Origin of the sequence: Prevotella sp. S7 MS 2 (assembly GCF_000762865.1) — a bacterium.
In the GTDB taxonomy this organism is placed as follows: Bacteria; Bacteroidota; Bacteroidia; order Bacteroidales; family Bacteroidaceae; genus Prevotella.
Genome location: NZ_JRPT01000015.1, coordinates 38958 through 61334 on the forward strand (window position 1 = coordinate 38958; position 22377 = coordinate 61334).

The following is a 22377-nucleotide window of genomic DNA, read 5'->3' on the forward strand; positions in this document are numbered from 1 at the left end:
TGAATGAGAAAGGAGATAACATTCGACAAATTCATCCGGTGGACAGGCACAGGACTGCTCATCATCGGTGTGCTCTACATGGTTAACTACCTCAGTAGTGTACTACTGCCATTCTTTATTGCATGGCTTTTCGCCTATTTATTATATCCACTGGTTAAGTTTTTCCAGTATAAATTGCACGTCAAAGTACGTGCATTAGCCATTCTACTGACCATGCTTGTGGTGCTGTTGGTTATCGGTCTCTTAGTCTATATGATTATTCCGCCCATGATTGAACAGTTTAATAAACTGGGAGATTTTATCAGTCTTTGGGCACATAAGACGGCACACACCAACAATCTCACCAATTATATATCGCATTGGGTGCAGGAAAATCAAGAAGCGATAGAGACATTTTTCAAGAGTAGCGACTTCACGGAAACTCTAAAGACGGCTATGCCCAAGGTTTTCTCGCTTGTAGGACAAACAGCTAGCATCTTGATTAGCATCATAGCCTCGCTCATCGCCCTGCTCTACATGTTCTTCATCCTCATGGATTACGAATATCTGACGACCAACTGGATTCGTATATTTCCGGAGAAGAATCGTCCTTTCTGGCAATCATTGAGCGAAGACGTAGCTCGTGAACTCAACAATTATATCCGTGGCCAAGGCATGGTAGCTCTCTGTATGGGCATTATGTTCTGCATAGGATTCACCATTTTAGACTTCCCCATGGCCATCGGTCTAGGTATTCTTATAGGAATCCTCGACCTAGTACCCTATTTACATACCTTCGCACTCATCCCTACTGCCTTTTTAGCCATGCTGAAAGCAGCTGATACCGGACAGAATTTTTGGGTCATCTTCGGCCTTGCCATAGGATTATTCTGCCTCGTTCAAGTGATCACCGATATGATAGTAACACCCAAAATTATGGGTAAGGCAATGGGACTCAATCCTGCTATCCTGCTTCTCTCCCTCTCTATTTGGGGTGCTATCCTCGGTTTTATCGGATTAATTATAGCCCTACCTCTCACTACCCTACTTATAGCCTACTGGCAACGATACGTAACAAAGGAAGAAGGAAGACTTGAAGACGCAGGTATATCGTTAAAAGATGTAAAAGAGAATAAATAGTTTAACTTCTATTTTCTCTTCTCAACAAAATTAACTACCTTTGCACACGCTTTTAAGGACTATCAAGTCTTGATCCGCTAGCTCAGCTGGTAGAGCACAACACTTTTAATGTTGGGGTCATGGGTTCGAGCCCCATGCGGGTCACAAAGTACTAAAAAAGAGGATTTCAGCAATGAAGTCCTCTTTTCCATTTATACAAGCCACTTGTTAGCTAAATAGCACATTTAGAGGAAGTTATGCTAAATGTTGAACCTGCGGCTAACAGGACGTAACGGGAATTAAAAAGCCCTATCGGGAACAAAATGTGTTACCAATATGTGTTACCACCCCCCAAAAATGTGTTACCACTTGTACATGATGACCCCAAAATTACTCCTTTAGCCGATTTAATTAGTTAAATTATGCTAAAAGAGAATGTAACGGTTATTTTTGACCGAAAGAAACAAGTAGAGAAACGTGGCTCTGGCAAGGTAGAATTACGCATCTATCTTGGCAGAACTGAGCGTAAGTACATTTCTTTAGGTGACTTCCCTGCTGAAAAGTGGGAAAAATTTGCTTCCTCACCACAGGTGAAAGCCGAGCGAAGAAAGTGTGAACAGATTGTCGGAGCTATGGAGCTACTGGGCAATGAAATGACAATTGCCACTTTCGATGCTTATTATTATGGTGCAGAACAACGGCCTACCTTCATTTCCTCTCCTAAGAAGATAGCCCCCACAAAGTACAAGGTGAAAGTTCAACCTTCGATCAACCTCATAGAATACATGAAAGAGCATATCGAGGCTGAAGATATTAGTGAGGGTACTCGAAAACACAAGCAATGCACGCTGGACGCATTGAAGAGATTTGGCAAGATACAGAAGCTGACAGACCTGACAAGCAACAATCTGGTGGCTTTTGATGAATGGCTACACGACGGTACACGATCAGATGTCGGAATACATACCTATCACAAACATCTGAAAAAGTATTCTCACCTATTATATATTGAGGGTAAGATTGAAGTAGATCCATATACCCAGGTCAAATTCAAGCGTGGAGAATGCAAGGAAAGAGAGCCTCTGACAGAGGCTGAGCTACAAAAGTTGAGAAAGATTAAGTTGGACGAAAAATTAGATAAGGTTCGAGACCTGTTCGTCTTTTCTGCATACACTGGGCTGGCCTATTGTGATGTGCAGGCCTTTGATTTTGAGAAAATGACAGAACAGCAGGGAAAGTTGTATTACATAGATGGAAGCCGTATCAAGACTGCATCGAAGTTTTTCACCCCTATCCTGGGACCAGCCATGGAAGTGCTAAAGAAATACAAGTTTGTCCTTCCTAAGATTTCAAATCAGAAGGCAAATGACTTTCTTCACCTCATCGAGACTGCCCTGAAGTTGAACAAGCCGTTGACTTTTCATGTTGCCAGGCATTCTTTCGCAACATTGGCTCTCGCACATGACATACCTATCGAGAATGTATCGCGTATGCTCGGACACAAGAACATACGGACTACACAAATCTATGCTAAAGTACTAAAGACCACGATAGAACGGCACGCTGAGAATCTTCAGCGGGCAATTAGATGATTTATTGACACACCACATAGAGCCATACCTCCCACTTCGAGGTATGGTTTTATGTTTTACGCTCCACCAGATAATTCACCAAGTAGGCAATGCCACCAAAAATCATCCACAAGACATACAAAAAGCCTTTAATCACCCAACCTATCAGCTGGAAGATGACCCTGAACATGATATATACGAAGAGAAACACTTGCATCTTAAAACATTATTAGTTCTACTAAAGGTACGAAAAATAACTGAGAAAAACAAGCAAAACGCAATCTAAAACATTGATAATCAGTAGTTTTTTGTGGTTATATATTCTCGTAATGTCACGATTTCACGGCTTCGGCTTTTCGGCTTTTCTCGAAGCAACGGACTCATGACTTCGGTTTATCCCAATATCAACAAATCGGGATTTCGATATTCCAATTTCACGAAAACTCTTTTATTGAAAAAAGGGCGAGGGACATTGCAACTCATCATTTCTTGCTAACTTTATTACAGACAAGCAAGTGGCGGGACTACATTTCCCTTACGGAGTTTGGGTAGCAAGTTGTACTTTTGTGCGGACAAAAGTGAATTGCCAACTCTGTCAAGTTGGGGATTATTCTTCGCAACTCAGAATATAAACAGAGGAATATGGAACGAAAAACGAAAAGACTCTGGATAAGGATTTCTGCACAGGATGCCGAACTGATTAAGCAGAAAGCGGTCAACTACAAGACGGTAAGCAGTATGATATGGGATGCCATCAAACAATTTGACGACACGGGAACAAAGCGGAAGATAGCCGCGCTCAACGAGATGACGGCTCTTTACAAAAAGTATCAGCAGGACTTGGCATGGATGGGCGGCAACTTCAATCAGGTGGTCAAGCGTGCCAACGAACTGGCGATAGCCAATGAGCTGACACTTCCCTATTTTGAGAAAGTGCTTTACCCTCAAATCATGGAGCTGCAAAAGCTCTTAACAGCGGTAAAACAGGAACAGCATCAAATAGTCAAACGATTAACACGATAAAGCGAAAAACCGTCATCGGTAAATACCGATTTACCGTTTCCATCGTCTCACGATAACGTAAAATCACAAGAAAGCAATATGATAGCAACCATACTACCCTCCAGCACAACATTCCATGCCGTCGAGTACAACGAGCGAAAGGTGGCCAAAGGTCAGGCCGTGCTCCTTGAAATGCAGAACTTCGGTTATGTGGGAGCCGTCGATGGCTACACGCCCAAGCAACTGCAACAGTACCTGATGGACTACTCGGCAAGAAACGAGCATATCCGCAAGGCGCAGTTCCATGTGGCTATCTCCTGCCGGGGACATGAATATTCTCAAGAGCAGCTTTTGGATATTGCCCACCAGTATCTTCACGAAATGGACTATGATGATGAGGGGCAGCCGCTTCTTATCTATGCGCACAATGACACCGACAACAATCACCTGCACATCATCACCAGCCGGGTGAATCCCAATGGCCAGAAAATAGACCACAGTCACGAGCGCATCCGCTCGCAGGAGGCCATCAACAAAATTGTTGGCGAAGATGAGGAATTGCGTGCTAGTTTGTTTTTGAAGGAGGCTCTTGGTTACAATTTCAATTCGCTTACACAATTCAAAGCCATCATGGAAGCATCTGGCTATGAATGTTTCGAGCGTGACGGCAACCTCGAAATTGCACGTGGCGGACGGGTACGAACAAAAATCGAAATGGAAGATTTGACCTCAAAATTCTCTGTTATTGATGAAAAGAAAACCTACAAACGTCGTAGGCAACTGGGGGCTGTTATGAAAAAGTATCGCAACATGGTTGCCAGCCGCAGTGAACTGTCAGACATCTTGCAAAAGAAGTTTGGTGTATCGCTCGTCTTCTTTGGTTCAAAGGACAAACCATACGGTTACATGATAGTGGATCACTACAAACAAGCGGTGTATAAAGGAGGCAGCGTGCTCTCTATCAAACAACTGCAACACTTCATGAGCGAAAAGGAACGAATCAATAAGGTAGAGCTCTACGTGGATGCCATGCTGGAGGATAATCCCCGGATGATTGCTTATGAACTCAACAGAATGTTATGGCGACAGTATGGTACTCGCATTTCCAAAGGCCGTTTCAGGCTGCTCAATGGCAGGGAGGTCGCCCTATGCGACAGTGTGCAAAAGGTATTAAAATTCAACTTTATGGTGCGCTGTGTCCAGGCCTTTTGCCCCACCAACGAGGTGGAGCGTGATATACTCTGTCGAATCTGGAAGATTGAAAATCCCTACCTTATTTATATAGATCCACACAACAAGCCCAACAATGGCTTTGCCGTAGAAGTGCTGAACAATCTGGCTGCATCAACCGAGAAGCAAGACTTGTGGGCAGCATTAAAAGAAAATCATCTTGCCATTTTCAGACAAGGCGACGAATACTATTGTGTCGATTTCTCGCACAAGTGCATTTTTAATTTGGCTTCAGAAGGTATCAACTTCAAAGCCTTGCTCCCTGCTCTGCAAGTGCTCCAACCTATGTCTATCCACGACACTCATCTTTCTAATAGCATCCTGAAAAATATTCTTTCATACCAGACATCGGCTTCCGAAAGAAATGCAGAATGGGAAGTGGGTAGTAAAAATAGCTATGAGGTTGATGACGAACGAAGCCTGAAACGATAGACTTGTAAGCCCATAGACCAAGAAGAGCCGGGCAAGTCGCCCAGCCCATGTTCTATCAATAAATTTTAGATGACTTGTAAGCCGAGGTCTGATACCAGTTGGTATCATGTTTATACCTTGAAACTGCTATAGTCGGACTAATTCCATACTTTTCAGCTTCTTTTGCAATAGCCTTCACTACAATGTGCGGCGATAGGCTACTGCTTTTACCTGAAAGTATTTTATTCCAAACTTCACATGGAATTAAATGCTCTTTAGCAAAGTTGTTAGCCTCTTTTTCCCTTGGATCTTTTGAGTAGATAGTTCCTTCGATAGAGATAAACGATGTGTGCTCTTCTGAGAAATGCTTTTCGATATGACACAATTCATGAAGAACATCAAATGCTAATTTATCAATATCATTATACCGATAGGTAACCGTCACTATAGGATGTTGGTTTACATAAGTAGAGAAAGCATCAACAGGGGTTTTATCCAACTTTTCCACTACAACATAACCTATACCGTTTTGATAAAGACTATCCTTGATGGCCTTGGCTGTAAGTTTCCGCTCATTAGCCAATTTTGCGATTGCATCGGCGGCCTTTATTCCATTGCCATGTACATAAGTCCTTTCTACTTTTTCACGTGAAGTTGCCAACCAGCTCAGCAGAAGCCAAGTCTGCATATTCTTTTCGTCAATCTGAACCTTGTCGCTGTGCTTATATAATCCAGCTACTTGCTTACTCATCTCTGCAGATGACAGCAGGTCAAAGGAGAAAAGCGATTTTATTTCTTTCACCCGTTCAAGGAGGGGAAGAACAGCTAAATTCAATTTCTTATAAAGAAGTTTAAGATTGAACATACGAGCACATGCGTCCTCAAACGAACGTGCATTTTGTTCTTCCGATTGTTTCATACTGACAGCTTTGCTGTCATACATATAACCATTGTGCAAGCTCATCCAGGTTTTATAGGGAATCCCTAAATGGTTTTCCAGCTTCATGGCCAGATCGTCGTTCAGATTGCGTTTGCCACGAATAAACTCACTCAGATGGGTAGCTTGCATACCTATCTGCTTTGCAAAGTCCTTTTGCTTGATACCACGTTCCCGCAACTCTTCACGCAAGATTTCTCCTGGGTGGATTGCCCTAACAGGAACCAATCTGTTACTTCTTGTTGCCATAATGTGTACTATCAATTTCAATTAGTTCTACTTCGATGCCATCCTTTATCTCCTTGAACAACAGGCGTTCTACCAAACCGTTTACAAGTCGAACAGAGCTTAGAGGCTCTTTCTGCTGATATCTCAATTTCTCATAGTGTAAGAAGCTGAAATTCTTTAGTTCGTCTGTACACTCTACATCATAAATGATTCCTACTGCCCGGATGTAGCCATCTACCAAACGTTTATTCTTACATATCTGCTTGTATTTCTTGTCTTTGGTTTTGCCTGTTTCATACAGCTCAGATAAGGCTTCTTCCTTGAAGATTATATTCATACGGTGAAATGTATCTTAGCCTTTATGCTGCAAAGATAAGATAAAATTCCCAAATATGGTAATTTTTTAATACTGTTATTGTTCACTATATACATATTTAACTTTTCTACATCTTTTTATAAACTACAAGAAGAATGTTTTTGGTATTATCCCATGATATCGTTAACAACTAGAATCATAGCAGGGCTTCACGGATATTTTCATCTCCTGTAGTTAAACTACGTTAAAGAAAAAGGATTGCAACCTATAATCCATATTCCCAATAAGTTGTGCGTACTATCACTACCTTTCTATAAATATTATTATGGCTTGAAACCATCACCAGAATATCGGCATTATCGTGCTTGCTGACGAGTTAATAACCTCTTGCAAATTTCATTTCCATTTTTTATCTTTGCCAATGATTTCACGATTTAGCATCTTCCTCATTTACTTAATTCGCAAGATACCTATTTCTCGAAATAATGCTACTGGGGCCCAACTCCATTTGATAACCGGCCTACCAAAAAGGAGTTTGTTATTATCACACAACTAATAACAAATTCGACAATGAGAGACAATATCATGATCACCTTTGCCAATCAGAAGGGCGGTGTCGGTAAGACTACGCTCTGCACCATGTTCGCCGATTACCTGGCGGCAAAGGGAGAGAGCGTACTCGTTGTGGATTTTGACCGACAGCAGACCATTTACTCCAAACGAAAGGAGGATGTAGAGAAATATAGAGGGGTACGTTTGCCTTATACCGTACAGCCTTTCGACATCAAAGACACCAATAACGTCAGGGAGTTTCTTACCAGTCTGCGCGAGGGTTACAAAGGCATCGTACTGATGGACACACCCGGCAACCTGTCGCAACAGGGACTAGTGCCTATCTTTGCCCTCAGTCATTACATCGTATGCCCCTATCAGTTCGAGGCAACTTCCATCAATTCCACCGCTACTTTCATCGGCTTCATCGCCAAGCTCCAACGTATGCTGCCCATCATGAAGTGCCAGTTCGTCTTCGTGGTTAATAAATGGGACAAACGGTATGGCAAGAAAGCGGAACTGGAGTTGTGGGATAAAACGGAGGAAAAGCTACGCCACTTCGGTCTGGTTACGCCACGCATAGAAGTCAAGGCGGACATGCAACGATACAACACCATCGAACTGATGGGACCACAAAAGGACATCGTATCACCTACCTTCGACTTTATGTATCAACAGATATTCAAACCTAAAGAACAGACAAAATGAAAGTAGACATTCTCCATTCGCAGACGCTGCCTACCAACGACCTGCTTAACCTACCCGATATAGACGGGGTGTTTAATGAGGTGAAAGAACCATCTGTTCCACAACCTTCGCAAACTGCGCCCAAGACAGTGCAGCCCAACATCCACAAGTCTGATGACAGTTGGCAGCTCTTCCAGCAGTATGCAAAACAATACGGCTACCGTGTCAAGAAGTACGATCGCAAGAACTACGAGATAGACAACGAGGTGGTGGAGCTGTTGAAGCTCTGCAATATCAACAATATGTCGGTTACCGATATCATCAATGCCGCCCTCCGTGCCTTTATCGGCACCAACAGTGGCTACCTCAAAGAGTTTCTACGCCGTAACGATTATATTGTCAATAACCTTCAAAATCATGTATAGGCAAAATATTATCTGGACCGCATCTATGGTGGATTTCCTTATCGACCACCACAAGGAGATGAACAATACCGCTTTAGCAGAACATTTGAGTATTTCTCTGAGCTGCCTACGGCGGAAGTTGCATGAGTTGGGCTTGCGTAAACGCCCTGTCACCAAGGCGATGGCGGAGGCAAATACGGTCAGGAAGTTATATTACAATCACTCTTATAGTGAGATAGCCAAGCTTACAGGTATATCTACTAGGTCGGTTTCACGAATCGTTAAAAAGTACCACCTTGAAAGAACGGCAGACGAAACCCGACAGATACGGTCGCGCAGCAGGAAGAGCATCATCAAACGGGAGAAGGCCCGCGTGTTGTTCGGACTACCACAAAAAACAAACATCAAGGTGGTGGGCAACAAGAAACGTGTAGTCTTGAAGAGCATCCTGAAATCGTATGGCTATTTAGTCATTCCTGGCCATAACACCTTATATTATGATGATCAGCTGAAGCGCAGACCAATCCGTGAGAGCAATGGGCTGAAGCTGGGATTGCAGTTTCAGCCAATGAGTGTCTATCTTGCCATGCCGGTTCAATGCCCATCGTTCACATAATGCCTATTGCGTATGAGTTTTCAAATATTCCTCGGTTTTATTGTGGCTTGCTACCTCTGCTATTACTTGGGTACGGTGGCCTACGACCTGCTGGCAGGCAGAAAGCTTGCTGCCAGCGAAGACGATAAGGTACAGGAGGAAGCCATTGACATCTCCGATGAAGTAAGGGAATTTACGCCTATCCTTATCACTCGCCCCATCATCAATAAACAGAAGACAGCTGCCCTGAAACGAAAGCAAACAGCAAAACTCTTGATGACCGGCGGTATTGAAGTAAACAACCTGCTGGTCAAGGTGGAAGACCTGTCGAAAGACGGTGAGAACAGCGAACTGGGCAGCTTGCTTGCCAAATGGAAGGAGTTTGATCCAGAAAGAGGAGACCTTTCTCCATAAAACATACCAACTTTTTATCTTTAATATTTAGACCTAGCACTTTAACTTGTTTGACTTTCGGCTTTAACATGGAATTGAATTTCAAATTTAATCCATTCGATTATGTCGCAATTGAGAAAACAAACAGTAAAATGCGTGGGACGTGCTTGGAGCTTTGCGAAGTGTCAGTCTTTGAAATTAGCAGTAAGCGTGGGAATGTTCGCCATGAGTACTGGAACAATGCTGGCCAACAGCAAGGGTGCTGGCGGATTTTCCAAAGCTACCACGGAGATCTCTTCGTACCAGACCCCTGTTTCCAACCTGATGAAGGCCATCGCAGCCGTCATCGTGTTAGTAGGAGCGTTCAATGTGTATTTCAAGATGCAGAACGGCGACCAGGACGTGAAAAAGACTATCATGCTCACCATCGGTGGCTGTGTGGCTTTCATCGCCATGTCGGAAGCTCTTCCGCTCTTCTTCAAGTAATCAATCGGTGGGAGCCGGACCTGCAACCAAGCGTCTGGCTCCTACCAAATTTCAAAGTTTTATGGAAGATTTCTTTCCTATATACAAAGGCATACAGAAACCGTTGGAGTTCATGGGCATCAGAGGGCGTTTCCTAACCTTTGCCGCCATTGCCATCGGTGTATCCTTTCTCGGTTTCATCCTTTTTTCCATCATCCTGGGCAAGCTGGCTGGCTTTATTGCCATGATTGTCCTTGCCCTTGTCGGACTGGCCACCATCTACATACGGCAGCGAAATGGGCTTCACGCCAAGCATCGGAATAAGGGTATTTACATCTATCATGGGATTTTCAAACACTAACGGTTATGGCACAGCAAAGAAAACCTTTCGATAAACTTTTCTCCCAGTTGCAGGACATCAGGGATAAGGACGGGAAACTGCTCAATACGGTGCTCTGGTCCCAGAAGGGAAATCCGTCCGTACTCTTCGAGATTGAGAATCCCGTGCAGCAATATTGTACCGATGCTGACCTATATTGCCTCTTCCAAGACGTACTGGCCAACATTATAAAGACACTCGGTGAGGGGTATGCCCTACAAAAACAGGACATCTTCTGCAAGCAGAAGTATCACCATGAGCCGGAGGGAGAACAGGAGTTCCTGACCGAAAGCTACTTCAACTACTTCGAGGGACGGGAATATACCGACATACGCACCTTCCTCATCGTTACGCAGGAGTGTGCGCACAATGCCTTTGTGAAATACGACGCCAAACGATGGGAGGACTTCCACGTCAAAGTAACCAAGGTAGCTGACATTCTGCAAGAGAAAGGTATCGCCCACCGCAAGCTGAGCAAGTCGGAAATAGACGAGTATCTTCACCGCTTTATGGCATTCCAGTTCAAGCAGGGTCCATTCTCCATGACCAACTTCAAATGTTCTGACGAGAACCTGAAGATAGGCGACCGGACGGTAAAGTCTTTTCCCTTGGTGGATATAGATGAAATCAATATGCCCAACTTCGTGAGGCCGTTCCTTTCGGTCAACATCAACGGCACCTACATTGCCACTGACCTCTTCTCTTTCCTGACGGAGATACCTTATACTGACTGCGTCATCTACAATCAGGTCATACAAATACCTGCCCAGCGCAGACTTATGCGCAAGCTGCAAAGCAAGGCGAAGCGCCACGGATCCATGCCCGATCCATCCAACCGCATCGCCAAAGAAGATATAGAACGGCTGTTGGACACGCTGGCTGTGGATAGCAAACTGATGGTTTATACCAATTTCAATATCCTCGTCAGTTGTCCGCATGACAAGATAACACCGGTTACATCGTACATCGAGACAAAGCTCTACGACTGTGCCATCATGCCCTCTCGCTCGGCTTATAACCAGCTGGAGCTCTTCACGTGCAGCTTTCCTGGCAATGGCTATGCCTTCAATCCTGATTACGACCTTTTTCTTACGCTGTCGGACGCAGCGCTCTGCCTATGCTTTAAGGAGCATCTGAAACACTCTGAGGAGACGCCGCTCAAAACCTACTATACAGACAGGCAGGGACTTCCTGTGGCGATAGACATTACCGGCAAGGAGGGAGTACACAAGTACACTGACAATGCTAATTTTTTCTGTATCGGACCCAGTGGCAGCGGTAAGAGCTTCCACATGAATAGTGTGGTGCGCCAGCTTCTGGAGCAGAATACGGATGTGGTGATGGTAGATACTGGAGATAGCTACGAGGGTATATGCAGCTACTTCGGTGGCACCTATATCACCTACTCCAAAGAGCATCCCATCTCCATGAATCCGTTTAAGATTACCAAGACGGAATACCGACAAAACTTCGGGGAGAAGAAGAACTTTCTCAAATCGCTTATTTTTCTCATCTACAAGGGAAACGAGATGCCTTCAAAGATTGAGGATGCTATCATCAATCAGGTCATCGTGGAGTATTATGACGCTTTCTTCCACCCCTTCCGTGGTTTTTCCGCAGAAGAAAAAGATAGGTTGCGCCACCGGCTCTTGCTGGAGGATAAAAAGAACGGTGAGTATGAGAAGTATGGTGAGAAGGTGGAGCATAGCTACTATCAAGATTTTGAGGGATATCAGGGAAACACTTCTGCAAGTGTAAATTCAGAAAGCAGAGATACCATCTTTTCTGAAGCCGAGGTTGCGCATCACATCAAGGCAAAACGCCAGGTGGAAAAGCTGCATGCTCTGGTCAATGACCAAGCTGCGACAGAGGGTGAGAAGGTGGCTGCCAACCGTCAACTCATACGCCTCATGGCTGAGGTAATCGAAGGCAGCTACCTCATGCGCATCGAACAGAAAATCGAGAAGATGGAGCAGCGCAGACGTAAGATGACGGTTAGGAAGCTGTCCTTCAACACTTTCTATGAATATGCGCTGGAACGTATTCCACAGCTGATGACCGAAAAGAAGATAGCCTTCGACATTGACAACTTTGCTGCTATTCTCGAACAGTTCTACCGTGGTGGCGAGCTGGAGTGCACGCTGAACAACGATCTGGAACAGTCACTCTTCGATGAACGGTTTATTGTCTTCGAGATTGACAAAATCAAAGATGACCCTGTGCTGTTCCCTATCGTGGTGCTCATCATCATGGATGTATTTCTCCAGAAGATGCGTATCAAGAAAGGCCGAAAGGCTCTCATCATCGAAGAGGCATGGAAAGCTATCGCCTCGCCTACGATGGCAGAATATATCAAGTATCTCTACAAGACGGTGCGTAAGTTCCACGGCATCGCCGGAGTAGTGACACAGGAACTGAACGACGTGATTGATTCTCCCATTGTCAAGGAGGCTATCATCAACAACAGCGACGTGAAAATTCTGCTTGACCAGGCCAAATTCAAGGATCGGTACGATGACATTGCGGCTATCCTCGGACTGACAGCGGTTCAACGACAGCAGATCTTCACCATCAACAGCCTTAACAACCACGAGGGCCGGAATTACTTCAAGGAGGTATGGATATGCCGTGGACAGGTATCGGATGTGTATGGTGTGGAAGAACCGCCTGAATGTTACTGGGCCTACACCACGGAACGGGCGGAAAAGGAAGCCCTCAAAATTTACACGAAGCATTATGGTGGTAACATCCAACGTGCCATCACAGAGATAGAGAAAGACCGCAGAAAGGCAGGGATAAGCAAATATCTCGATTTCGCGCGGCATGTCAACGAACATCAAAACATTATGAGCTTATGGAAAAGTTAAGGTTAATTTTCGTTCTGGCGATGCTCCTTGCCTCGCTGAACATTCGGGCTGGCTGGCGTGTGGTGATAGACAAGAAAACCACGGCCGCCGTTATGTCCAATGCTGCGTCGCAGAAACTCATAGAGGACAGACACAACGGGCGTCTGGATTCCATCAATACCAAGCAAGAGAAGCTGATGAAGTATACCGCTACGATGGCAAGCATCAAAGAACTTTACCAACTCTCCATGCAGAACATCACTGGCTTTGGGGAAGAAAGCAGATACTACGGTGAAATCGTCTCGCTCACAGCCAGCATCTTCAAGGATGTGCCCATCGTGCTGAAACAGCTCGGCAAGTCACCGGGCAAGAACTATGTGGTATGCCTCAATGAGATGACCAATCTCGTGTCCGAGACGCAAGGACTGGTACACGACTTTGTGAATATTGTAAACAACGACAAGGTACGCAATCCATTGGACACGGCCAAAGATGACGGCAAGGACGACGGATATAACCTGCTCAACCGCTATGAACGGCTGACGATGGCCAACAAGATTTACAGTCGTCTGCTTGAAATCCACTATAAGCTGGAGGTTATGGTGATGATGTGCCAGTTCGGTAACACCTGGGGGGATGTACTCATGGCCATTGACGTGGAGTCGTGGGCTGCCTATATCACGGCTCAAAACTCCGTTGACGGATTGATTGATAATTGGAACGGCTTGGATGTCTAAAGAAGTTTGGCTTATGAAAAAGGCATGGAATATAAAAAGATATGGGCTGTTGTTATGGTGCTTCATGGTAACAGCTCCCATCTTTGCCGATGTTATACCGACGCCGAGGGATCCGCTAACCATTGAAGCCCTTATCAGTCTGCATAAACTCATCAAGGGTGAAGAAGACAAGGCCTTGGCAAAGGTGGCAACGAGTTTTGGTGAACAGAGCATCATCACAAAGGGTGCTACCAAGTTCAATGATGTCAGAACGACCTTGGACAGCAAATTGAATAATGGCTATTCCTACGTCATCTTAGCCAGCGCATTGGGTTCGACAGTCAACAGCATGTATCGCCTGATACAGGGGTACTCACAGTTTACACGCTCCACTTTTCAATATACCTTAAAGAAGCCGATGGTGGCATGGTACTATACAGAAGCGAATATGGCTTGTGCAAGAGAAATCAAAAACATCAAAGCCCTTTATGCATCGCTTGCCGCCAGCGGTGTCAATGTAATGAAGGCCTCGATGGACGAGAAGCTTCACCTTATCATGGAGTTGAAGACTTCCATAGAAAACATGAGAGGTATCATCGACGGTGCCAACGTCTGGTGTAGCATCATTACCGTCGGCGGGGTCAGATACGATTATATTTGGGACATCCTCAACAGTGAGGTGACGGACAAAATAGCAGAAGGAGTAATTAACAAATGGAACAGTATTTGAGAAAATTTCTATTCATCACGGCTGGGTTACTTTATCTTTCCCTGTCCACATTTGCACAGCATCCGACCTACGATGACCAGAAGGAAAAGCAGTGGAAGTCAATGGAGAACGGACCATGGGACTTTGCTCCAGCATGGTATTATTACTTATTACACAAGAAATATAGCGGCGGTGAGGCTTACTGGCAATGGAGATTTCTCAAATCTGGCTGGAGAGTTAGGTTTAAGGAAAGTAAGTCCAGCGTGAAACGCATCATGCCCACTCGTATCACCGCCGAAGAGACGCAACGACAGAAGATGAAGGAAACCGAGCAGGAACGTGCGAAGATAGAAGAACTCTACAAGGAGGAAGTGGCGCGTGCCGCTGACAGGAATGTCGATCTGGTTTATTCCTCCTTCAAAGCCGACTTCGAACGCATGCAGAAATCTATTTCCGACGGACTGCTCTTCTGTATGCAGAGGAGCAGCGGCAAACTGAAATTTCAGGTCGATGAGCTGACCCGGCAGAACGAGATGATTTGCCAGGATATAGCCTATATCCATCGGACGGGTGTGGGATATGAACTTGAAAACGCCAAACGGCAGAAAGCCTACCAACAATATAAGAAACAGATGGAGGAAATTGTCAGCCGCGTGGCGCATCTTGTAGGTATGGCGCAAAACTATTACAAACGATAAAATTATGGTTACAGATATTTTGATGAATATTGCAAGTCAGCTACTCACCATGGGACTGCCCTCTATTGACCAAAGCCTTGAGAAGTTGCTGGTGGCGATGGAGACTTTTCCGAAGTCGGCGGTGCTGGGCAACACCGTGGGCTACGCCCGTGTCATAGGCTTGTGCCTCGCCCTTTGTGTGGGTTCCTACGAGTGCTGGATGATGATGCTTGGACGTAGGGCGATGGACGTAATGAAACTTCTCCGCATCGTGGGACTGTCCATCTGCATCACTTACAGTTCTTGGATCTGTCAGGAACTGGCCCGACCGGTCAAAGCGTTGGAGGCGACCACCAAACAGATGGCGAGCAGCAAGAACAAGGAAGTGGCTGCGCTGGAACTCAAAGTCGCGCAGAAGCAGTCGGACTATCTCAAACGACTCCGCCAGGTGCAGGACAGTATTGAGACAGCGAAGCAGGTACAGACCATCGGGGAGGATGCCCATTGGTGGGATAAGCTCATCTACAACATGGAAAACCTGGGCACGACCATCAACAACTATGCGCAGCGAGCCACCGTAGCCGCTGAGACAAAGGTGTCGGAATGGATAAACGACGTGATACGTTTCATCGGTGAACTGATATTCCAGATGTCGTATTATGGCATCTTGGTAGCCCAGCGTATTTTCATGGCTATACTGGCCACATTTGCCCCCATCATGTTCGCCCTCTCGATAGTACCTCCATGGAGCAGTGCATGGTCGCAATGGATCAGCAAATATCTGTCCTTGTCGCTATGGGGATTTGTCACCTATATGTGCCTGTACTATATCGACTTCATCCTGATGTATAACCTCGGCGAGGACCTCAATGCCTATGGCAGGCTTCTGCAGGGGCAGGTGAACTCTTGGGGACAGATAGGCGCTTTGGGCATTCAGGGCATCGGCTCCAACTGCATGTATGCTATGGGTATGCTGGTGGGTGCCTATATCATCCGTTTCGTCCCTGAAGTGGCATCATGGCTAATTCCAGGGGGTGTGAGTTCAAGTGCCGGCAGTGCTGCCGGAGGTGTCGTAGCAGGAGCCGTAGGCGGAGCTGTGGGCAGTGCCGCTTCTACTGGAGTGGGTATCGCTTCAGTGGCGACACCAATGGCGGGTTCGGCTGTCTCTGGTGCGGCGCATCTTGGCGCAGCTGGTATGGCTGGAGCCGTGAGCGGCGCAAGTGGCTATTCCGATGGCGGAGTGGCTACTATGGCTGGAGTCATGGGAGGCGCTGCCTCAGGTATAGCGAAAGAGGCCAAACACATGTTCACAGAAAGCTCTGCTGGCAAGGCGGCATCGAAGATGGGCAGCTCCATGAGAGATTCTTACAACAGAGGAAAATAAACTAAAAACGACAGGATATGTTAATACAAAGTTTGGAACAGAAAACAAGGCTCGCGCTGACAACTGTACTGCTGACCATCATCGGCAGTACGGTGGTCTGTGCCTGCTGCATCTTCTACTGTGCCAAGTTGGTAACGGAAGAGCGTAATCAGATTTATGTCCTCGATGGCGACATTCCTTTCCTCGCTGAAAGGAGTAAGCAAGAGGCGAATTTTGTCATGGAGGCAAAAGCACACATCCAGCTCTTCCATCAGTATTTCTTCAATCTGCCGCCCGATGACGACTATATCAAATGGACACTGTCCAAAGCCATGTATATGGCGGACGGTACGGCTCTGAAACAGAAACAGGCGATGGAGGAAAACGGTTTTTACTCGGACATCGTCTCTTCTTCGGCCGTGTGCATGATCATCTGTGACTCCATCAAGCTGGACGAACACACTCGGAAATTCAAATACTACGGTACGCAGATTATTAAACGTCGTTCACGCGACATGAAACGCTCTCTTATTACGGTGGGCGGCATTGAGAATGTGCCCCGGACAAGGAACAATCCGCACGGTCTGCTTATTACCAACTGGAGGACATTGGAGAACAAGGATTTAGACTACTAAGGGTATGAGGAAGAAAATAAAACTTGCGAAAGAGGCCAAGGCCAGATGGGAACAGGAAACCAAGGGGAAGCTGGAGTCCTTTGTAAGGAAGCTCTCTTTGCAATGGAAGATACGGGAACGGATAGATGCTGCCAACGCATGGGCTGTGAAACACCCGAAGCGTACGGCGGCCATGACCATCGGTGCGCTGGTCTGTTCGCTCTGCTTGGGGATAGTCGTGTCACTCTATACTCCGCAACCCAGCAAGGATATTGTGGGGGAGATAGAGAATGTGCAGCCTATGTTTGCCGGACTGCAGAGCATACAGAACGGCAAGAACGTACAGGTTCGAGAGGTCGGACAACTGGCTCTGCGAGGACAGCGGCTGAAATGGGAACTGGATTCCTTGGTGCGTATTCCTATCAAGACGCATCAGGATTCCACGCTTATCATCTATAAATATAGGCAGCTCGAAATGATAGTGACAAACTTAAAACATTAATGATATGAAAGAACTGATTAAGAAATTCTTGCTTAAAACTGGACTGAGAAAGGAGGATGATCCGTCGAGCGCTGCACGGACGGAGACTGATGCAGAAGCGCAGGGCGAAAACAAGGAAGAGTCCGACGAAAGGGAAAAGACAAGTCCGAAAGAGCCTCCAGTGGTGAAGCCCTTGTCACAGGGCAAGAGTTGGTGGCGCATCGATTTAAAGCAGCCCAAGTATATCTTTCCATTGGCCATCCTCCTGCCCATCTTGTTCTTAGGCTATGAGCTGATAGGTGTGTTCGGAGGTCAGGACGATGCCAAGAAAGGCGTTGCCACGGACAGTATCAACGCTTCGCTGCCCACAGCAGCCAATGATGAAATGGGGGACAAGATGGCGGAGATGAACAAACGCTATAACGAGGAAGATGCGGCATCGGCAGTGAACGGCATCGGTGAGGACCAGCCACAGCAAGACTCACTCAGCAACAGTTATCAAGAGCATGAGCTGGACGATATAGACCGGCAGAATGCTATCAATGCGCAGCGGCAGAAGGACATGGAAGCCTTGCAACAACGACTGGAACAGTCTCGGAAGCACATCAATGCCTATGAGGGTGGAAGTTACGGTGGTGCATCCAGATACGGTTCTGGCAGCAGCTATGACCGTAGATCCCGACAAACGGAGATGGATGACTATGCAAGGGAGGTGGAAGCGATTCAGAAGAGAAGCCTTGCCCGGCAAAAATCCTTGGAGAGGAGCATGGGCATCGGCGATGAGGATGAAAGTGGCAAAGAATCAAAAGTGTCACAACCCTTCAATGCACCTAATCGTAAGCCCAAAGAGAAACCAGCCATTGTCAAGAAGGTAATGGAGGGTAATGCGAATAAGTTCAACACCGTCAGTGCCGAGTCTACGGCGGAGGTTCCGTTGATCCGTGCCATGATAGACAAAACGACCAAAGCACACGAGGGTACGCGCCTCCGCTTCAAACTCCTCGATGATGTGACGCTCAAAGGGACAAAACTGAAGAAGGGTACCTATCTCTATGGTACGGTGACGGGATTCGGTCAGCAGCGTGTTATGGCTTCCATTACCAGCATCTTGGTTAAAGATAAGTTCATCAAGGTGGGACTATCCGTCTATGACAATGATGGCATGGAGGGCTTTTATGTGCCGGAATCGGCATTCCGTGACTTGATGATGGATGCCAAGGCAAACGCCTTGCAGAGCAATATCAACTTCGACGGTGGGTATGGTGGCGGACTGAGTTCTGAGGCAGTGGCTCTGCAGGCCCTACAGAACATGTACCAGTCAGCAACCTCTGCCGTGTCTGCCAATATCAGAAAGAACAAGGCACGGATCAAGTACAACACCATCGTCTATCTGGTCAATACCAATGCTGAGTAGCATTCAACAATTCATCAAACATTAGAAAATATGAAGCAGTTTTTAGTTATCTTGGTTGCCCTCATGGGATTGTGTGGCAGCCTTCAGGCACAGAAAATGTATAAGAACAGTGAGGCAGACTCGGTTTCGGTGAGATATATCCGCAACGCAAGGCCCACGGACAGCTACATCTTTGACGAGAACAGACGCAAGGATGTGGTGTTTGTCAACGAAGAGGTGACAACGCATCTGCTGATGCCAGAGAATATCAAGCTCGTGGACATTTCGACGAACAAGATTGTTGGTAACCAGTGTACGGACAATATCGTGCGTATTAAACCCTCCAGGAGAATGTACGACAATGAGTTGGTAGGTACAGTTACCGTTATCGGTGAGCGACATATCGTACAACTCAACGTGGTTTATACTGCCGGACCAGCGAAAGCCAACTCCATCTACCGCATCAAGAACGGGGATATGGGCAGATATGAGAATCCCGACGTGACGATGCCACATAAAGAAATGGCAGCCTACGCCTGGGCTATCTTTGCCAGTAAACCGCAAAAGCATATCCGTTCCCACGAGTATGGCATCAGGGCAAGAGTGAACAATATCTTCAGCATCGGTGATTATTTCTTCATCGATTATTCACTCTACAATGCCACCAAAATCAAGTATGACATCAGTGAGCTACGCATCAAACTCACCGACAAGAAGGAACTGAAGGCCACCAATTCGCAGACAATTGAGCTGACTCCAGTCTATTCCCTGAACAGTGCCAAGAGCTTCAAGAAGGCATATCGTAACGTGCTGGTGCTCGACAAGCTGACCTTTCCTGAAGAGAAGGTACTGAAACTGGAGATTTCGGAGGAACAGATTTCTGGTCGTGTCGTCACACTCAACATTGACTATAAGGATATTCTTCATGCCGATGGCATTGGTGAACAGATAATGGCGTTCCTCCCGGTTCTTAATTCTCAAAAGTAGCATCATGGCAGTAGAAGAGACAAGGGAACAGCAACAGATGTACAACACGTTCAGGAGTTGCATCTACCTTTTCTTGATTGTAGAGCTGATCATGAATCTCCCCATCACGATGGACAACCGTGTGACGGGATTTATCCTGGAACTCATCACACGCTTCAAGGTTTTCAACAATGTGGCATCGTGTAAACTCATCGAACTGATATGTATTGGTGTGACATGCATCGGTACACGTCCACAGAAGGCGTTGAAGTTCAATGTCAAGACAATGGTGCTTTACCCTATCGGCATCGGCATTACGTTCATCGCGCTCTGCATGATGCTTCATAAAGGCGTCTGGGGCGGAGTTTCATTTGGCTTCCCTACCAATCGCGTGCTCTACGCCATGACTTCCATTATCGGTACGATGCTTCTGCATCAGGGATTAGATGGTATCTCTCGCTACTACAATTACAAATTGGGTGAAGACCGTTTCAACTTTGAGAATGAGTCGTTCCAGCAGTCGGAGGAACTGAATGAGAATCCTTATTCTGTCAATATCCCGATGATCTACTATTTCAAGGGACGCATGCACAAGGGATGGATTAACATCATCAATCCGTTCCGTGGGACCATTGTACTGGGTACGCCCGGTTCTGGTAAGTCGTTTGGCATCATCGACCCATTTATCCGTCAGCATGCGGCCAAAGGCTTTGCCATGATGGTGTATGACTATAAGTTTCCGACATTGGGAAAGACGCTGTTCTATCAATACTGCAAAAACAAGAAGCTTGGCAGGTTGCCGGAAAACTGTGGTTTCCACATCGTGAACTTTACCGATGTGGAGTATTCCAACCGTATCAACCCTATACAACGGAAGTATATTCCTGACTTGGCAGCAGCGGCTGAGACAGCTGCAACGTTGCTTGAATCGCTTAACAAGGGGGGCGACAAGAAAGGCGGCTCGGAGGCGTTTTTTCAGAACTCGGCCATCAACTTCCTTTCGGCAATCATCTATTTCTTCGTCAACTTCCATCCGACGGGGTTCAAGGACGGCAAGAAACTCACTCGTTACATCAAATACAAGGGGAAGAAACTAAGGCTGATGACAAAGAACTGGCATGACTATCGGGCTGTCGACAAGAACGGTAACATGATTCTTGACTTTGTGGATGAGTTGAGCCACGATGTGTCGGTGGATGAGGATGGCATGTTCGTGGATCTGAATGACTTCACTTATATCAGCCGTAACGGACAGAAAGTGCATATCGCTTCGTCCTGGTATGAAGATGAGCAGGGGCAGGTAGTGGAGCCTGACACCATTACAGGAGAATATTCGGATATGCCACATGTACTATCCTTCTTAGGTAAGCAGTACAGTGACGTATTTGACATCCTGATGCAGGATCAAAAAATACTCTCGCTCATGGCTCCGTTCCAGTCGGCTTATACCAACAAAGCGATGGACCAGCTCGAAGGTATGGTGGGTACGCTCCGTGTCAATGCAGCTCGCTTGGTTTCACCGGAAGCCTACTGGATTTTTACAGGGGATGACTTCGACCTGAAGATTTCAGACCTTGCCAGCCCTTCCTATCTCGTGATTGCCAACGACCCGGAGAAAGAGCAGATTGTGGGCGCACTGAATGCGCTGGTGCTCAACCGTCTCGTGACCCGTGTGAACAGCAGAGGGAATATTCCTGTTTCCATCATCGTGGATGAGTTGCCAACCTTGTACTTTCATAAGATTGACCGACTGATCGGTACGGCGAGAAGCAACAAGGTAGCAGTGACGCTTGGTTTTCAAGAGTTGCCACAGCTGGAGGCGGACTATGGCAAGAATGGGATGCAGAAGATTATTACCACTTGCGGTAACATTTTTATGAGTGCCGCCCGCAACAAGGAAACGCTGGAATGGGCGCAGAATGACGTGTTCGGTAAGGCGAAGCAGACGTCCAAGTCTATTACCATCAATGACCAGAAGGTTTCCACGTCTATCTCGGAGCGGTTGGACTTCCTAGTCCCTGCTGCCAAGATAGCGGACATGGCGACTGGTTGGCTCGCTGGTCAGTCAGCTCGTGACTTTACTCCGACGGAAGGTAGCATGATGCAGGGGTTTGACATAGAGAAGTCGGAGGAGTTCAAGACCTCGAAGTATTTCTGTAAGACCCACTTTGATATGGAACAAATCAAACAGGAGGAAAGTCTGTATGCCGACCTGCCAAAGATTTATCAGTTTGCCTCCAACCGTGAGAAAGAAATCATGCTGGGGCGTAACTTCAAGCGTGTCAATGACGAGGTGGATGCGATGATTGCAGAGTTGTTGGGCAAAGAAAAGAAAACAAAGTGA

General features: G+C 46.3%; 23 protein-coding genes and 1 tRNA gene. 21 read left to right on the plus strand and 3 right to left on the minus strand.

Translation table 11 applies throughout. The features are described from left to right. Positions 1 to 3: 3 nt before the first annotated feature. From HMPREF0671_RS03380 to HMPREF0671_RS03390, 3 genes are all read left to right on the plus strand, one after another. A complete protein-coding gene (locus tag HMPREF0671_RS03380) occupies positions 4 to 1119 on the plus strand; it encodes an AI-2E family transporter (protein WP_036896704.1) in 1116 nt (371 codons plus the stop codon). Between the two features lie 71 nt (positions 1120 to 1190). Beyond that, positions 1191 to 1263, plus strand: a tRNA-Lys gene (locus tag HMPREF0671_RS03385). 257 nt (positions 1264 to 1520) lie between these two features. Next, positions 1521 to 2690, plus strand: coding sequence for a site-specific integrase (locus HMPREF0671_RS03390; RefSeq protein WP_007175116.1), 1170 nt, complete (start codon positions 1521 to 1523; stop codon positions 2688 to 2690). A 49-nt stretch (positions 2691 to 2739) separates the two neighbouring features. Here HMPREF0671_RS03390 and HMPREF0671_RS12370 read toward each other — a convergent pair whose 3' ends face one another. Further along, positions 2740 to 2886, minus strand: coding sequence for a hypothetical protein (locus HMPREF0671_RS12370; protein WP_007175117.1), 147 nt, complete (start codon positions 2884 to 2886; stop codon positions 2740 to 2742). A 425-nt stretch (positions 2887 to 3311) separates the two neighbouring features. Here HMPREF0671_RS12370 and HMPREF0671_RS03395 point away from each other — a divergent pair, with 425 nt between their 5' ends. Beyond that, entirely contained in the window at positions 3312 to 3692 is a 381-nt protein-coding gene (locus tag HMPREF0671_RS03395) for a hypothetical protein (protein WP_004347529.1), read from the plus strand. A 78-nt stretch (positions 3693 to 3770) separates the two neighbouring features. Next, on the plus strand, positions 3771 to 5333 hold the full coding sequence (locus HMPREF0671_RS03400; protein WP_007175118.1) for a relaxase/mobilization nuclease domain-containing protein: 1563 nt from the start codon (positions 3771 to 3773) through the stop codon (positions 5331 to 5333). A gap of 55 nt (positions 5334 to 5388) precedes the next feature. On the opposite strand, the gene HMPREF0671_RS03405 is transcribed toward HMPREF0671_RS03400, so the two are convergent. Next, on the minus strand, positions 5389 to 6498 hold the full coding sequence (locus HMPREF0671_RS03405) for a HigA family addiction module antitoxin (protein WP_036896705.1): 1110 nt from the start codon (positions 6496 to 6498) through the stop codon (positions 5389 to 5391). Further along, positions 6482 to 6814: a hypothetical protein gene (locus HMPREF0671_RS03410; protein WP_036896706.1), complete on the minus strand. Its 333-nt coding sequence runs from the start codon at positions 6812 to 6814 to the stop codon at positions 6482 to 6484. Before HMPREF0671_RS03410 ends, HMPREF0671_RS03405 begins: the two co-directional genes overlap by 17 nt. Positions 6815 to 7363: 549 nt before the next feature. Between HMPREF0671_RS03410 and HMPREF0671_RS03415 the strand changes: the two genes are divergently transcribed. The 16 genes from HMPREF0671_RS03415 to HMPREF0671_RS03490 all read left to right on the plus strand — a co-directional run bounded on the left by HMPREF0671_RS03415 (position 7364) and on the right by HMPREF0671_RS03490 (position 22377). Beyond that, positions 7364 to 8053, plus strand: a complete 690-nt coding sequence (locus HMPREF0671_RS03415; protein WP_036896707.1) for a ParA family protein — start codon at positions 7364 to 7366, stop codon at positions 8051 to 8053. Continuing rightward, the gene (locus tag HMPREF0671_RS03420) at positions 8050 to 8457 is read left to right on the plus strand and encodes a hypothetical protein (RefSeq protein WP_036896708.1); all 408 of its coding nucleotides are present in this window, start codon (positions 8050 to 8052) and stop codon (positions 8455 to 8457) included. The genes HMPREF0671_RS03415 and HMPREF0671_RS03420 overlap by 4 nt, the downstream gene beginning before the upstream one ends. After that, positions 8450 to 9052, plus strand: coding sequence for a DNA-binding protein (locus HMPREF0671_RS03425; RefSeq protein WP_036896709.1), 603 nt, complete (start codon positions 8450 to 8452; stop codon positions 9050 to 9052). The genes HMPREF0671_RS03420 and HMPREF0671_RS03425 overlap by 8 nt, the downstream gene beginning before the upstream one ends. A gap of 12 nt (positions 9053 to 9064) precedes the next feature. Further along, positions 9065 to 9445: a hypothetical protein gene (locus HMPREF0671_RS03430; RefSeq protein WP_036896710.1), complete on the plus strand. Its 381-nt coding sequence runs from the start codon at positions 9065 to 9067 to the stop codon at positions 9443 to 9445. A gap of 102 nt (positions 9446 to 9547) precedes the next feature. Then, positions 9548 to 9910 (plus strand): DUF4134 domain-containing protein, encoded by a 363-nt coding sequence (locus HMPREF0671_RS03435; protein ID WP_036896711.1) that lies wholly within the window; start codon positions 9548 to 9550, stop codon positions 9908 to 9910. A gap of 61 nt (positions 9911 to 9971) precedes the next feature. Beyond that, positions 9972 to 10250 carry a DUF4133 domain-containing protein gene (locus HMPREF0671_RS11935; RefSeq protein WP_004342148.1) on the plus strand — a complete coding sequence of 93 codons (279 nt, stop codon included), beginning with the start codon at positions 9972 to 9974 and terminating at the stop codon, positions 10248 to 10250. Between the two features lie 5 nt (positions 10251 to 10255). Beyond that, positions 10256 to 13135 (plus strand): TraG family conjugative transposon ATPase, encoded by a 2880-nt coding sequence (locus tag HMPREF0671_RS03445; RefSeq protein WP_036896713.1) that lies wholly within the window; start codon positions 10256 to 10258, stop codon positions 13133 to 13135. After that, positions 13123 to 13851: a hypothetical protein gene (locus HMPREF0671_RS03450; protein ID WP_036896714.1), complete on the plus strand. Its 729-nt coding sequence runs from the start codon at positions 13123 to 13125 to the stop codon at positions 13849 to 13851. Before HMPREF0671_RS03445 ends, HMPREF0671_RS03450 begins: the two co-directional genes overlap by 13 nt. Positions 13852 to 13864: 13 nt before the next feature. Beyond that, entirely contained in the window at positions 13865 to 14560 is a 696-nt protein-coding gene (locus HMPREF0671_RS03455) for a hypothetical protein (protein ID WP_036896738.1), read from the plus strand. Then, complete coding sequence (locus HMPREF0671_RS03460; RefSeq protein ID WP_036896739.1) at positions 14557 to 15237, plus strand: DUF5045 domain-containing protein; 681 nt, start codon at positions 14557 to 14559, stop codon at positions 15235 to 15237. The genes HMPREF0671_RS03455 and HMPREF0671_RS03460 overlap by 4 nt, the downstream gene beginning before the upstream one ends. 4 nt (positions 15238 to 15241) lie before the next feature. Beyond that, a complete protein-coding gene (locus tag HMPREF0671_RS03465) occupies positions 15242 to 16600 on the plus strand; it encodes a membrane protein (RefSeq protein ID WP_036896715.1) in 1359 nt (452 codons plus the stop codon). A gap of 17 nt (positions 16601 to 16617) precedes the next feature. Then, the gene (traK, locus tag HMPREF0671_RS03470; protein ID WP_007175131.1) at positions 16618 to 17214 is read left to right on the plus strand and encodes a conjugative transposon protein TraK; all 597 of its coding nucleotides are present in this window, start codon (positions 16618 to 16620) and stop codon (positions 17212 to 17214) included. A gap of 4 nt (positions 17215 to 17218) precedes the next feature. Then, positions 17219 to 17695: a hypothetical protein gene (locus HMPREF0671_RS03475; RefSeq protein WP_036896716.1), complete on the plus strand. Its 477-nt coding sequence runs from the start codon at positions 17219 to 17221 to the stop codon at positions 17693 to 17695. 4 nt (positions 17696 to 17699) lie between these two features. Then, a complete protein-coding gene (locus HMPREF0671_RS03480) occupies positions 17700 to 19088 on the plus strand; it encodes a conjugative transposon protein TraM (RefSeq protein ID WP_036896717.1) in 1389 nt (462 codons plus the stop codon). Between the two features lie 30 nt (positions 19089 to 19118). Next, positions 19119 to 20054, plus strand: coding sequence for a conjugative transposon protein TraN (traN, locus tag HMPREF0671_RS03485; RefSeq protein WP_036896718.1), 936 nt, complete (start codon positions 19119 to 19121; stop codon positions 20052 to 20054). 4 nt (positions 20055 to 20058) lie between these two features. Then, positions 20059 to 22377: a type IV secretory system conjugative DNA transfer family protein gene (locus HMPREF0671_RS03490; RefSeq protein ID WP_036896719.1), complete on the plus strand. Its 2319-nt coding sequence runs from the start codon at positions 20059 to 20061 to the stop codon at positions 22375 to 22377.